This window comes from Streptomyces olivochromogenes, from assembly GCF_021538895.1.
In the GTDB taxonomy this organism is placed as follows: Bacteria; Actinomycetota; Actinomycetes; order Streptomycetales; family Streptomycetaceae; genus Streptomyces; species Streptomyces olivochromogenes_A.
This window is the reverse complement of sequence record NZ_JADDRL010000176.1, coordinates 1-13,732: the sequence shown is the minus strand read 5'-3', so window position 1 is coordinate 13,732 and position 13,732 is coordinate 1. Positions and strand designations below refer to the sequence as shown.

The window sequence follows — 13,732 nt, the reverse complement described above, 5'->3', positions numbered from 1 at the left end:
CCTGCAGGGGCGCGGCCGGCGGCTTTCCGGCGGCCGTGTCGCTCAGCGCGGACAGCAGGTGGGGGGCGTCGTCGGGGGCGACGGCGTCCGCGAGCGCCTGTGCCGTGCAGGGGAACTCCTCGGGCTGCACGCCCAGCAGGTCGTGCAGCCGGTCGTCGGCCCGCACCGCGGAGGTCATCGGATCCCAGGTGAACCGGCCGACGCGGCCGACGGCGGGGCTTGCCGCGGGGGGCCGTACGCACAGCGGCTCGTCGTCCCAGACCATCGCGAGCTCGTCCCCTTCGGCCAGGTCGAGCAGGCCGGCGCCGAGATCCTCGGCGAGCTGGGTGAGGTGGTCCCGCTCCGGGAGCTCGTCCACTTCCTCCGGGGCCGCCGGACGCATCACCGTGAGCACACCGAGGGTGCCCCGCGTCCCCGGTACGGGCATATAGCTCGCCCCGAACCGGAAGGGCAGGCCGGCCGCGAACTGCGGATAGTGGCGCACCATCGCCATGGCGTTCGGCAGGACCACGGGAGTGCCCGTCCTGAAGGCGTCGGCGGCCGGGAACGGACGGTCGACATGCAGCCGCCACCACGGCCGGAACAGCCGGCCGGGCAGCCCCACGAGCACCGCGAGTCGCAGCATCCCGGGCGTGGCGCAGCGCATGTACACGCCCGCCACACGGCCATCGGAGGCGGTGAGGGCCCGGGTGGAGGCGTCGATCAGCAGCGCGGCCAGCCGTCCGCGTATCCGGTCCGAGTGCTCCCCGCTCCCAGTCATCGGTCCTGCCTCGTCGGTACGCCGCCCGGGTGGGTGACACAGCAAGAATGCGTCAGGAGCCCCGCCGAACGCACCTGCTCGGGCCGGGGAATCCGGGGCGCGCCCGACACCCGTGCCGGATCGGCGCGAAAGCCGAGGTCAGGACTTCGTCAGGTCGGTCGGGATGTCGGCCGGGACCGCCGACACGGCTCGTTCGGGGCGCAGGGTGCGCATGGTGCGCAGGGCGAGGAGGAGGACTCCGATGTCGTCCAGGTACACCGGGTCGGGCAGCAGGTCGGTGGGCAGCACCAGATAGAGGACAGCGCCCCAGAACACCCAGCGCGGCCCCGTGGGGAGCCCGGCGCGTTGCAGGGTCCGCCGGGCGCGGACCAGCCGTACCAGCAGAACGACGGCCAGGGCGAGCAGGGCCGCCGCGAGCACGCCCGCGATCAGCAGCACGGTCGTGGTGGTGTCCATGGGGCCTCCAGTCCCTCGGGGCGCGCCGGTCCGGTCCGGTCCGGTTCTTCCCCTACGCCTTCCCGGTCCGGGCCGTCGTATCGCCCTCGGGGCGGCACGACGGCCGACGGCCACGACGTCGGACGGCTACGAGGCCTCCTCCGTCGCGTCGGTCTCGTCCCCGTCCCGGGCGTTGTCCGGGGTGATCCCGTCCCGGGCGGTGCCCGGCTCGGCCCCGACCCGGGCGGTGCCCGGTGCGGACGTCTGGCGGAGCCCCTTGGCGCCGCCCCGCAGCCGTTCGAACGTGCGCGTCAGCTGCTGGAGCGGGGATGTCGAGGGTACCCCGGCCCCTTCGTGCCGCCGCTCCGCCGGGGCGGGGGTGTCCCGGTAGGCGGCCAGCGCCTGGTGGGCCTGCTCGGCGGCATCCCGGTAGAGGTCCCGGGACTTCGTCATCGCGTCGAGCGCCTCCGCGTATATGGCCACGAGCCTGCGTTCGCGGGCCAGCTCCTCCTCCAGGGTCAGCAGGGTCCAGTTCTCGCGCAGGTCGGTCAGCGCCTCGTCGGCGCCCTGCGGCAGCGGCTTGGGCAGGGCGGCGAAACGCCGCACCACGTCGACGAGCTCGGTGTGCTCGGAACCGTCCAGGAAGACGTCGCGTACCGAGTACTCGGGGCCGTCGTAGCCGGGCGGTGCCGGGTCCGGGGGCAGGAGCACGGCACCGCCGCGCGGCACCCAGACGCCGAGTTCCCGGATCGCCCAGTTGACGGCCCGGAGCTGCTGGGGCGCGGCCCGGTGCTCCACCACGCGGTGGCGCAGGCTCGGTGGCAGCAGCCGGGCGAGCGGCAGCCGGCCGAGCTCGTCCGGGGTCATGGCCTCGTGCACGACGAGGTTGATGCACCAGGCCTCGCGCGCGGCGTTCCTGAGCAGGCGCCGTATGGCCTTGTCCTCGGACGGGAGCGGGTTGACCGCGCGGAAGCGCAGCCCCGGCACGCTGTGGTGGTGGTCCCAGGCGGTGTCGGCGTCGTCGCCGTCGGCGGCGTCCGGCCAGAACATGGTGGCGGGGGAGGGCCACTGTTCGTCCCAGGGGCGTTCCGCCTCGGCCATGAGCACCCACTCCCGCCCGTCCTCCCGGTCCTGCGGGGGTACGAGCGTCAGGCGGGCCCGCACTATGACGTCACCGGCGACCCGCCATCGCGCCTCGAAGACCCGCTGCGGGGTTCCCTCGGGTGCCGGGGGTTCGGTGAAGGCTTCGAGGACCCCGTTCTCCTTGAGGCGGCGCAGGTGCCGGCGGAGGACGTCCTCGGTGTCGGGGCCGATGTGGCGGCCGCGGGCCGGCCACACCGTGTCGGGGGTCTTGGGTCGGTCGGTGGCGGAGTTCGACATGAGCCAATATGTGGAAGGGAGTGGTGGGCGTCCCCCAGTATCGCCGCCGGGGATCGTGGCACGTCAGCCGGGGGGTCGCGCGTCGGACGGAATCGGTCGCGTAAGGGGCGCACACCAGGTGCGCGTGTCGCGCTCGGGGTGCGCGCGCCGCACGTCACGTGCCCGCCGTTCACGCATGCCGCCGACCTGTCCGGACCACGACAATGAGGCGGCGAACGGGACCCGCCCGCCATCCGCTTAGGGACGGGTCCCGTTCTCCGCCCTCAGTGCGGGAAGGCCCGGGGCTGGCGCTGACGTGGGAGGGTGTCGCGGAACTCCTCGATGGCCGAGCCGATCTGCCGCAGGAGGGCCGTCTTCTCCAGCCGGTCGAGGTAGAGGTTGCGGCGGGCGAGACCGGGCAGGTCCACGCAGAAGTACAAGGTCATGAGCGGATTGACGAACAGTTCGCCGTCCCTGGTCCGCTCGGTGAACCGGACGTCGCCGAAGTCACCGCGCACGGCGGCGGCGACGGAGCCGTGCACGATGCTGGGACGGCTCGCGGTGTGCCGCTGGGCATGGGCCACCGCGTCGAGATACAGCGCGCCCTCGCGGCTCTCCCGGGACAGTGAGAACGCGCCCAGGTAGGCGCCCTCACGTTCCAGGGCGGCCAGGTTCTCCAGGACCAGCGCGTGGCTGACGCCGTGATACGCGTCCACCCCGAAGCCGAGGCACGCCACCAGCCGCTGCGGCACCTCGTCGAGCCCGGCCACGGCGGCCAGGCTGGCCATGTCCTCCTCCGGCGTGCCCAGGCCGTGCTCGTCGCCCCGCATCAGGATGTCGGTCCCGCCGTCCACCAGGACGACGGCGTCGACGCCGCCCAGGTGCGCGAGGAGCGCGCGGTAGGCGTCCCGGAGCGGCCCGACACCCGTGCCGGGGAAGGCGTAAACGGTGGACGGCTGGTCGTGCTCCCGGAGCCACCGGGCGAGCGTGCGCTCGGGGAAGTAGTCGCCGCGCAGGGGCGTGTCCGGGCCCACGGCCGCGACGTCCGGCTCGACCCACGCCTCCAGGTCCAGACCGTACAGGTCGGCGAAGGACAGGTTCGCCAGATGCACCTCCTTCCCCGCCTCCCGCAGCGCGAGAGCCAGCGGCAGACCGGCGTAGACGTCGAAACCGCCGCCCGCGCCGGCGATGAGCACCCGCCGCGCGTCGCGCAGCCGGGTGAAGAAGGCGGGTTCACAGAGGGAGAACACCTCAGGACGCTAACAGACCTCCCGCACCGGCCCGTTGGGGTTATCCACAGGCCCGGACGGGCTGTCGGTGGCGCGTGCCAAGATCGGACGCATGCCCCATCACGTCCTCCTGCCCGCGGAACCCCACCGGTCCACGACGTACGCGCTCTGGGTCAAGACCCATGACCCGGCGGCGGAGAGCGACGCGCTCGCGCTGCTCGCCGAGGTCGGCAGGGCCGCGTCGTCCGCGTATCCCAAGCCGCGTATCCCAAGATGGGGCGCTGTCTGGATCGGCTGGAGCGACGCTCGCGCGCCCTGCCGCCGGCCCATCTGCCGTGGTTCTGGGACACGGTGGCCCACCGGCTGTGCGGCTGTCCCGGCCGCACCGCCGCGAAGGCCTACACCCTGGCCCGCAGGGCCGAGCAGGGCCACGCGCTGCCCGTCGACCCCGACTGGCGCCGGGCCAATGTGCTGTTGTTCGCCGCCGCCGGAGCCCTGCCCGTCAAGGAGTTGAGCGAGCACCAGCGCTGGCTGAAGGGACGACTCACCCCCGCCGAGGCGCACGAGGAGTACGTACGCGTCCTCACCGCGAGGGCGTCCTCCCCGGGCGAGCTGCCCGCCGACCTGGCCCGCCGGGTGCGGGCGCCGGCGCGCGCTGCCGGCCCGGACACGGACGAGGACGCCCGGGTCCTGGGCCGCCTGGTGGGCACCGCCCGCGGCAAGGCCGTGCCCGACGCCCTGTTGGAGGCGGCCACCGCACCGCTCGCCGACCACCCCCAGGGCCTCGACGTGCAGGGCGCGCTGCTGGACCTGTTCCCCGGCACAGGAACGACGCGCCCACCTGGCGTCGGTGGCGGGCAAGGACGCCCGGGGCCCGTTCAGCCGGCTCCTGTTCACCCGTGCCGCTGCACGAGCTGTTCGCCCGGGCCGTGGGGGAGTGAGATGCGAACGGGGCCGGCGGGCCGCAGGCCGCCGGCCCCCGAGGGACACCCGGGCGGGGACTTACGCCCCGCTCTCCCGCAGCATGTCCTCACGCTCGACGATCTTCACTCGCTCGCGGCCCTGCGGCTCGCCCAGCGCCTTCTCGGCGGCGTCCAGGCGGTACCAGCCCTCCCAGGTGGTGAAGCGCACGTTCCGCTCGGCGAGGAAGGCGTCCACGGCCTCCGGCTCGGGCGAGGCGGGCGTGTGCAGACGGCCGTTCGCGTGGTCGTCCAGGAGGTTGGACACCGTCTCGTTGGCGTCGCCCTTGGTGTGGCCGATCAGACCGACCGGGCCGCGCCGGATCCAGCCGGTGACGTAGGTGGACTGCAGGTGCGCGCCGCTCTCCTCGATGACCCGGCCGCCCGCGTCCGGGACCGTGCCCGAGTCGAGGTCCCACGGCAGCTTGGGGAGCTTCTCGGACAGGTAGCCGACGGCGCGGTACACGGCGGTCACGTCCCAGTCCTTGGTCTCGCCGGTGCCCTTGACGTTGCCGGTGCCGTCCAGCGCGGTGCGCTCGGTGCGCAGGCCGACGACCCGGCCGTCCTCGCCGAGGATCTCGGTGGGCGACTCGAAGAAGTGCAGGAACAGCTTGTGCGGCCGGTCGCCGACGTCGCGGATCGCCCAGTTCTCCAGGGTCTTGGCGACCATGTCGGCCTGCTTGTTGCCGCGCCGCGTCTCGATCGAGCCCGCGTCGTAGTCGATGTCCTCGGGGTCGACGATGACCTCGATGTTGGGGGAGTGGTCCAGCTCGCGCAGCTCCATCGGGCTGAACTTCGCCTGTGCCGGGCCGCGGCGGCCGAAGACGTGGATCTCCAGCGCCTTGTTGGCCTTGAGGCCGTCGTAGACGTTCGCCGGGATCTCGGTCGGCAGCAGCTCGTCCGCCGTCTTGGCCAGGATGCGGGCCACGTCGAGGGCGACGTTGCCGACGCCGAGGACCGCGACCTTCTCGGCCTCCAGCGGCCAGGTGCGCGGTACGTCCGGGTGGCCGTCGTACCAGGAGACGAAGTCCGCGGCGCCGTACGAGCCGTCGAGGTCGATGCCGGGGACGGGCAGGTCGCGGTCGGCCGTCGCGCCGGTGGAGAAGATCACGGCGTCGTAGAAGGCGCGCAGGTCGTCGAGGCTGATGTCCGTCGGGTAGTCGACGTTGCCGAACAGCCGTATCTGCGGCTTGTCGAGCACCTGGTGGAGCGCCGTGATGATGCCCTTGATGCGCGGGTGGTCGGGGGCGACGCCGTACCGGATCAGGCCGAACGGGGCGGGCATCCGCTCGAAGAGGTCGATGGACACACCGGGTTCGGCGGCCACCTCGGACTTGAGCAGGGCGTCGGCGGCGTAGATCCCGGCGGGGCCGGCTCCGACGATGGCTACCCGCAGGGGGCGCGGCATGATCAGGTTCCCTTCGAGTGATGACAGGCGACTCGAACGGGAAGCCTAAGCTAAGGCAGACCTAAGTTAGTACGCGGGTCCGATCTATGACCTCATAAGGCGATCTTATGAGGTGTGGACCGATGGACATCGGTCGTGTACATGCCCGACGCTTTCCCCGAGGTGCGGAGGCGTCCCGCCCGGGACGGACGACCGGCCACGACCGAGGGGTGAGAGCGTGGGTGGACACGCGGAGACGACCGTCGCGGTGACCGGCGGCAGCGGGTTCGTCGGCAGCCATCTCGTACGGCGCCTGCTGGAGCGGGGCTACCGGGTCCACACCACCGTACGCTCCCTCGCGAACCGGGCGAAGGTACGGCCCCTGTGGGACATGCAGGAGGCCTTCCCGGGGCAACTCACCCTCTTCGAGGCGGACTTGCTGGCCGAGGGTTCCTTCGACGACGCGCTGCGCGGTTGCTCGGTCGTCTTCCACGTGGCGTCGCCCTTCTTCATGCCGGAGAAGATCGTCGACGGCAGACGGGAGATGGTCGACCCGGCCCTGCTCGGCACCCGCAACGTACTGGCGGGCGTGGAGCGGACGCCGACGGTCACGACCGTGGTCCTCACCTCCACCGTGGGCGCGATCTTCGGCGACTACGCGGACGTCCTCGACATGGACGAACAGGTGCTCTCCGAGCGGTACTTCAACACCACCAGCACGGTGGAGAACAACCCTTACCACTACGCCAAGACCGTCGCCGAGCGTGCCGCGTGGGAGGCCGAGGCCGCCCAGGACCGCTGGCGGTTGGTCTGCGTCAACCCCGGTCTGATCCTGGGCCCTTCACTCACCCCGGCGTCGGAGTCCGGCAGCCTCTTCCTGCTCGACGAGCTGTTCAAGGGCTACTTCTGCTACGGCGCCCCGGACTTCAGCTTCACGACCGCGGACGTACGGGACGTGGCCGACGCGCACATCGCCGCGGCGGAGAACCCCGCGGCGAAGGGCCGCTACATCGTCGCCGCCGAGACCATGACGTCCTTCCACGAGATGTCCCGCGTCATCCGGACCCGCCACCCGCGCGACCTCCGCCTCCCGCGCACCGCGCTGCCGCACTGGCCGGTACGGATCCTGGGCCCCGCCTTCGGGCTGACCCAGGACTACATCCGGAAGCACCTCGGTATCCGCTTCCGGGTCGACAACAGCCGCGGCGTGCGCGAACTGGGCCTCACCTACCGGCCGATCGAGGAGACCCTCCTGGACCACTACGAGAGCCGGCGCGCCCGGCGGAGGTGAGGCCCGGGAGGAGGTCCGGCCGTGGCCCGCATCAGGCGGGGCGGATCACCCGCTGGATCGCCGACTCCCCGGCGCCGTAGATCGACTCCTCGCTGATGGACGATCCCGGCCCTGGCGCGTGGATCATCATGCCGTTGCCGGTGTACAGGCCGACGTGGTTGTGGGTGTCGAAGAAGAAGACGAGGTCACCGACCTCGATGGTGGCGAGCGTGACCGGGGTCCCCGCACTCGCCTGCTCGGCGGCGCCGCGCGGCAGCACGACACCGGCGGCCCTCCAGGCGCCCTGGGTGAGGCTGGAGCAGTCGTAGGAGTCCGGCCCGGTCGCGCCCCAGACACAGGGTTTGCCGATCTGCGCCCGGGCGAAGGCGAGCGCCTTCATGGCCTTCCCGGCGTACGCCGACGGGACGGAGGAGACCGCGGCGAAGCCGCCGGTGTCGGTCAGGGGGGCGACTGCCGCGTAGGAGCCGGTGTCGGTCGGCGGGGCGGGGGTGGCGAACATCCCGGTGTCGGTCAGCGGGGAGGGAGTCGCGAATGCCCCGCTGTCGATCGGCAGGACGGGGGCCGTGAACGTCCCGGTGTCGGTCATGGGGGCGACCGCCGCGTAGGAGCCGGTGTCCGTCAGCGGGGCAGGGGCCGTGAACGCCCCGGCATCGGTCAGGTACGCGGGCGCCGCGTACGCCCCCGTGTCGGTCAGGGCGCCGCCTGCGGTGAAGGAGCCCATATCCGTGAGGGGGTTGGCCGCCGGGAAGGCCCCCGTGTCGGTGAGCGGGTTCATGCCCGTCGTCATGCCCGTCCACGCCCCCGTGTCGGTGAGGGCGTCGCCGGTCGGGTAGGAGCCGGTGTCCAGGACCGAACCCGTACCGAAAGAGGCGTCCGCTGTGGCGGGCGGCAGGCTCGGCTGTGCCGGCAGGGAACCGGTGCCGAACGTCCCCGTCATGGTGAGGGCGTCCCGCGCCGTCCACGTGTCCTGGGCGGGCGGCGCCTCGATCGCCGCGACCGGTGCGCTGCGCTGTACGGCGGCCCGGCCGAGGAGGTCACGGGCCGCGGCGAGCTTGCGCTGGTTCCGCTCCTTGGAAGTGGCCGGCGAGGGCCGGCGCGACTCGGCGGCGGGCGCCGACCGTGAATCTCCGGCGGCCGGCTCCAGCTCCCGCCGCGGCTCGGGCACGGCGGGCAGCGCGGTGACGGGCCGGGCGGTCAGCTCGGCACGCGGGCGGCCGGTCAGCTCGGCGACGGGGCCGCCGGTCGGCTCGGGCAGTTGACGGCCGCCGCCTGAGGCGGTCAGCTCCGGCAGCGCGAGCTCGGCGCCGGGCAGCCCGTCGCCCAGCGGTGCGGCGGGGCGGCGCTCGGCCGGACGCTGCGGCATCCGGTCGGTCGGCAGGACGGCGGGAACGGTCGGACCCAGCTTGGCGCGGACCCCGTCGAACCACTGCCGGGAGATCGCGTCGAGCGCGGGCTCCGAACCCCCGCCCGACCGCTTGCGCAGCGGCACGCCGCGGCCGCGTGATCCCCCCGACATGGCACGGGTGGCGTTGTAGTTCCCCGTGGCGTTCTCGGCCTGGTCGTAGAGGGTGTTGATCCGCTGTCGAACCTCGTCGCGGCTCTCCGGCGCCATGGGAGACGTACTCCTTCCGTACTCCGCCTACCGAGTTAGCTGTCGGGTTCGGGCGGTCGATTCCGGAAGGCGTGCCCTACGGCCCAGGCCCTGTGGGGCGTTGGGCCGATTCACCCCAATGTCGGTTGGGTCCCCGGCTCCGGTCGTCCCACGGGACACCGGACTCGGCGGAGGCCACGCGGCCCGGCGTGGTTCGCCGGGAGAAGCCGTGCGGCCTGGCGTCAACCTAACCAACTTGTGTCCCTCGTGTGAAGGTTGAAGTGCGGAATGTCCGATACGTAATTGTGATGTTCGCTCGGAGGTTCGGTGGCCGAGCGTCACTCACCGGGACAATTCCCCCTGTTGGGCAGGAGGGCTCAGGCCGACGGGGGCCGTGTGGTTCAGAGTCGTACGACGACGAGCGCGGCGTCGTCCCGCGCGCCCTCCGGGGGCAGCAGGTCGCGCAGGACGCTGTCGGCGAGGGTCTCCGGGTCGGACTTCCGGTGGCGGCCGAGGGAGTCGGCGAGTCGGGCCAGCCCCACATCGATGTCCTCCCGGCGACGCTCGATCAGGCCGTCCGTGTACAGGGCGAGGGTGGCGCCGTCGTCGAACTCGATCCGCGCCTCGCGCCGTGGCCGGGGATCGGGGTGGGCGTCGAGCGGCGGATCGGTCGCCCGGTCGAGGAACTCCACCCGGCCGCTCGCGTGCACCAGGACGGGCGGCGGGTGGCCGGCGCTGCTGTACCGGACGGTGCGGGTGTCGAAGTCGATGAACGTCGTGACCGCCGTGGCCGATTCGGCGCCGTCGACCACATGGGCGTAGCGGCCCAGCACGTCCAGGGCCTCGGCGGGGCCGGCGGCCACCCGGGAGGCGGCGGTGAGCGCGCTGCGCAACTGCCCCATGACGCACGCCGCTTCGAGCCCGTGCCCGACCACGTCGCCGACCGACACCCCGACGCGGTTGCCGCCGACGAGGTCGACCAGGTCGTACCAGTCCCCACAGACGTTCAGCGCGCCCACCGCCGGCCGGTACCGCACCGCGGCCCGATGGTCCGCCACCTGCGGGCGCGCCGGCAGCATCGCCTCCTGGAGGGCGGACGCCACCTCCCGCTCGCGGGCGTGGGCCTTGCGCAGCCGGTCGTTGAGCTCCTGCAGTTCCCGCGCGCGCCGGTACAGCTCCGCCTCCAGGACCCGGGCCCGGTCGCTGTCGGTGCCGCCGCGCGCCCGGATCAGTTCGGTGACCTCCTCGACCCGGTGCACCAGGAGGACGACCTTCCCGTCCGGGCCGAGCACCGGCTCGTTGACCGGGCTCCAGTAGCGCTCCTCCCAGTGTCCGGGACGGTCCGGCAGCTCGACGTCGTACCGCTGCAGGGCCATGGTGTCCCGCTCCCCGGTGGTCAGCACGCGCAGCAGCGAGGCCTTCAGATTGCGCATTCCGCTCGCGCCGCCGTCGTTCGGATTGTCGGGGAAGACGTCGAACAGATGCCGGCCCAGCATGTCCTCGCGCTTGCGCCCGGACATGCGCAGGAACTCCTCGTTGACGTCCGCGTACACCAGGTCGGGCGTCAGCAGCGCCACCATTCCGGGCAGGGCCTGGAACACCGCCGCATAGTCGATCTCCGCGTCATCCGCCATGACCTGCCGCCTCACGAGCACCCGTACCCCGCACAGTTTCCCATGAAATCGGGTGCGCGGCGGGGGAGCGTGCACCAGTTGCCCGCCCAGTTCGGGAGGCGTCAACTGGAAAGGAGGACTACCAAGGAGGCCGACTCATGGTAGGCACGGACAGCGGTCCTCTCCGCGTCCCCGACAACGGCGACGTCGGCAGGGCCGGGTCCTCCTGGTATCAGCGCCTCAATGCCCACGTGGCCCACCTGCAGGGTCAGCTGAACAAATTCGTGAAAATCCGCCGGGCGGACCCGGGGGGAATGAATTCCTGGGATGTCGAGGTCGCGCACAAAATACACCTCCATCTCAAGGCGGCCCGGGACGCTTTGAAGACCCCCGGATGGCGGGGCTGGTGCAGCAGGATGCGGGGCGCGTCCGCCGACCGCGCCCTGGCCAATGTGCACGAGGCCGAGGTCGCTCTCCTGCGTATAGCCCCGGACGCGGAAATCTACACCAAGGGGCTGTACGCGCTGTCGCAGGCCAGGATTCACCTGCCGAGGGACGACACCTGCACCAGACGCCTGAAAGACGCCCTGACGCGCACGAAATCCACCGAGGCGGACGCCGGTCTCCGGGAATTGGCCGCCCTCACCCTGCATGCCGCTTATCAGGCGGAGGAGGCGGAGCGGGCGAGGCTGCGCAGTTTCACCCAGATCGTGGTCGTGGCCGCCGGTGCTCTCGCGGTGATTGCGGTCGGTCTTGGAGTGTGGGCGGGTTTCGATCCGGAGGTTTCCCGACGATTCTGTTTCGCGCCGGACGAGAAATCCCCGAATTCCGACCTCATCTGTCCGCTCGGGAGTCCGAATAAATGGGGGAATGTTTTCTTTCTTGAATTCATCGGAATGTGCGGGGCGGCCGTCGCGGGCGCCGTCTCGCTGCGGGACGTGCGGGGGACCGCGGGGCCCTATCACGTCGCGACCGGGCAGATGATCCTCCGGCTCCCGGTAGGCGCCGTGGCCGCGGCGGTCGGCATCCTGCTCATGAGCGGTGCGTTCTTCCCCGGCCTGAGCAGTCTGGACACGTCCACGCAGATCGTCGCCTGGGGGTTCGCCTTCGGCATTCTGCAGGAATCCGTCACCCGTGCCGTCGACCGGCAGGGGCGGTCCCTGCTGGACAACATCAAGGGACCGGGCAGCGGGCCGACGGGCCCGGACCCGCCCGAGGCGCCCCCGGCGGGGTGAGTACCCGCCCGGGGCGACCCCTCGGGGCGAGCCGCGGCGGTACACGGAGAACCGGTGTGGTGCCTCCGTTTCCTGTGAGGTTGGCATGAATCCGCGAGGCGCTTGAACACTCCCGTGTCCGGCTCCGTAAGAGACGGGGGATTTCCATGCCGAGCCGGCCACGAGACCAGGGGTACTTCCGTGGGACGCAACAGCCGCAGACGCCCGACGGGCGCACGACGAGTGACCTTCGCAGCGGTCGCACTGATGCTGGGCGGAGGGGGACTGATAGCGGCGAACGTCTATGCCTCCGCCACCGAGGGCGGCTGGGACCAGCAGTCCGCTCCGAACGGGAACGACCGGGTCCTGGCCGCCGGAGCCGCCACGATCTACTGCCCGGACGTCGGCAGTCAGTTGACGACGGTGCCGGACGAGGCGAGGGAGGAGGTCGACCGCGAACTCGCCCTCCTCGACCAGCAGATCGCGGCCGCCTACCAGCAACTGCAGCAGGCGGCACAGTCGCAGCAGCAGGACCCGGGCTTCGCCGACGGCTCGATCATGAACCCGCTGAAGGAGAAGCGCGCCGCGACGATCGAGCGCATCGGGGTCGCCATCGACCGGGTGGGGGACCGCCCGGACGGGCTGGAGGCCCTCGCGGACTGCACGTTGCGGCCCTCGGGCAACCAGAGCCAGGGCGACGCCGGCCAGCCCCAGGGCGACGGCCAGACGGGCGCGGCCACCGGACAGCCGACAGGTGACGGACAGCCCACCGGCAACGGACAGCCCACCGACAACGGTCAGTCCGGTGGCGGCGGCCAGGGCAACGGCGGCCAGTCCGGCAACGGCCCCGTGGCCGCGGACTACGCGGACATCACCGGCGTCCAGCCGAACGTGCAGAACCCGCCCCAGCAGCAGGACGCCTCCCCCGGCACCTTCAGCTCCTCCTGTGGCGTCAACAAGGGCGGCCTGTTCAACTCGGACAACGTGATCGTCGCCCCCGGCGTCACCAACGGCGCCCACCACTTCCACGACTACGTCGGCAACCAGGCCAACAACGCCTTCGCCAGCGACGACGACCTGGCGAACGGCGACACCAGCTGCGCGGACCAGGGGGACAAGTCCTCGTACTACTGGCCCGTGCTGCGGCTGCAGAACGGCACCCGCGAGCGGGACGCCGACTCCCCGGGCGGCGGCACCGAGGGCAACGCCGGTCAGATCGTCACGCCCAAGCAGGTCACGCTGACCTTCCAGGGCAGCCCGCGCGGCAAGGTCACGGCCATGCCGCGGCTGCTGCGCATCATCACCGGCGACGCCAAGGCGTTCGTCAACGGCCCCGGCAACGCCAACGCGTCGTGGAGCTGCACCGGTTTCGAGGACCGGCAGCTGAAGGACAAGTACCCGCTGTGCCCGTCCGGCAGTGACGTCGTGCGCACCTTCCGGTTCCAGAGCTGCTGGGACGGCCGGAATATCGACAGCGCCAACCACCGCACCCATGTGGCGTTCGCCGACGGCAACGGCAACTGCCCGAGCGGCTTCGAGGCCATCCCGCAGTTGGTGCAGCGCATCGTCTACGACGTCGACGCGCCGAGCCTCCAGGACGGCGGCCGGACGTCTCCGCTGTTCGCCGTGGACTCCTTCCCCGAGCAGCTGCACAAGCCGGTCACCGACCACGGCGACTTCATCAACGTCTTCGACGAAGACCTCATGAACAAGATGGTCGACTGCATCAACTCCGGCCGCACCTGCGGCTCCGGCGCCGCACCGGACCCCGGCGAGGAGCCGAGCCAGGACCCGAGCAACCCCGGCGAGGAGCCCAGCCAGGAGCCGAGTGACCCGCCCGCGTCTGCCCCGGAGACCTCGCCCACCGGCGACGGCGGGTCCGCTCCGGGCGACA

Annotated in this window: 9 protein-coding genes, 1 pseudogene and 1 riboswitch; of the genes and pseudogenes, 3 read left to right on the top strand and 7 right to left on the bottom strand. The window is 72.0% G+C overall.

Going from position 1 to position 13,732, the window contains the following annotated elements; translation table 11 throughout:
- The 5 genes and pseudogenes from IPZ69_RS43945 to IPZ69_RS43925 form a co-directional block, all read right to left on the bottom strand.
- A pseudogene (locus IPZ69_RS43945) lies at positions 1 to 760 on the bottom strand (PAS domain-containing protein); the annotation flags it as partial.
- 138 nt (positions 761 to 898) lie between these two features.
- Positions 899 to 1,216 (bottom strand): DUF1232 domain-containing protein, encoded by a 318-nt coding sequence (locus IPZ69_RS43940; RefSeq protein WP_235460514.1) that lies wholly within the window; start codon positions 1,214 to 1,216, stop codon positions 899 to 901.
- A gap of 126 nt (positions 1,217 to 1,342) precedes the next feature.
- A complete protein-coding gene (locus tag IPZ69_RS43935; protein WP_235460513.1) occupies positions 1,343 to 2,575 on the bottom strand; it encodes a hypothetical protein in 1,233 nt (410 codons plus the stop codon).
- 263 nt (positions 2,576 to 2,838) lie between these two features.
- Complete coding sequence (locus tag IPZ69_RS43930) at positions 2,839 to 3,804, bottom strand: DUF1152 domain-containing protein (RefSeq protein WP_235460512.1); 966 nt, start codon at positions 3,802 to 3,804, stop codon at positions 2,839 to 2,841.
- A 981-nt stretch (positions 3,805 to 4,785) separates the two neighbouring features.
- Positions 4,786 to 6,150: an FAD-dependent oxidoreductase gene (locus tag IPZ69_RS43925; RefSeq protein WP_235460511.1), complete on the bottom strand. Its 1,365-nt coding sequence runs from the start codon at positions 6,148 to 6,150 to the stop codon at positions 4,786 to 4,788.
- Between the two features lie 217 nt (positions 6,151 to 6,367).
- Between IPZ69_RS43925 and IPZ69_RS43920 the strand changes: the two genes are divergently transcribed.
- Positions 6,368 to 7,420: an NAD-dependent epimerase/dehydratase family protein gene (locus tag IPZ69_RS43920; RefSeq protein WP_235460510.1), complete on the top strand. Its 1,053-nt coding sequence runs from the start codon at positions 6,368 to 6,370 to the stop codon at positions 7,418 to 7,420.
- Positions 7,421 to 7,451: 31 nt separating this feature from the next.
- On the opposite strand, the gene IPZ69_RS43915 is transcribed toward IPZ69_RS43920, so the two are convergent.
- Together IPZ69_RS43915 and IPZ69_RS43910 are read right to left on the bottom strand one after the other, a co-directional pair.
- The gene (locus tag IPZ69_RS43915) at positions 7,452 to 9,032 is read right to left on the bottom strand and encodes a C40 family peptidase (RefSeq protein ID WP_235460509.1); all 1,581 of its coding nucleotides are present in this window, start codon (positions 9,030 to 9,032) and stop codon (positions 7,452 to 7,454) included.
- An 8-nt stretch (positions 9,033 to 9,040) separates the two neighbouring features.
- A riboswitch (cyclic di-AMP (ydaO/yuaA leader) is annotated at positions 9,041 to 9,212 on the bottom strand.
- A gap of 200 nt (positions 9,213 to 9,412) precedes the next feature.
- Positions 9,413 to 10,645 carry a PP2C family protein-serine/threonine phosphatase gene (locus IPZ69_RS43910; protein WP_235460508.1) on the bottom strand — a complete coding sequence of 411 codons (1,233 nt, stop codon included), beginning with the start codon at positions 10,643 to 10,645 and terminating at the stop codon, positions 9,413 to 9,415.
- Positions 10,646 to 10,782: 137 nt separating this feature from the next.
- Here IPZ69_RS43910 and IPZ69_RS43905 point away from each other — a divergent pair, with 137 nt between their 5' ends.
- Positions 10,783 to 11,859 carry a hypothetical protein gene (locus IPZ69_RS43905; protein ID WP_235460507.1) on the top strand — a complete coding sequence of 359 codons (1,077 nt, stop codon included), beginning with the start codon at positions 10,783 to 10,785 and terminating at the stop codon, positions 11,857 to 11,859.
- A gap of 246 nt (positions 11,860 to 12,105) precedes the next feature.
- Positions 12,106 to 13,732: DUF1996 domain-containing protein (locus IPZ69_RS43900; protein WP_235460516.1), on the top strand; the 1,627-nt coding region annotated here is incomplete at its 3' end.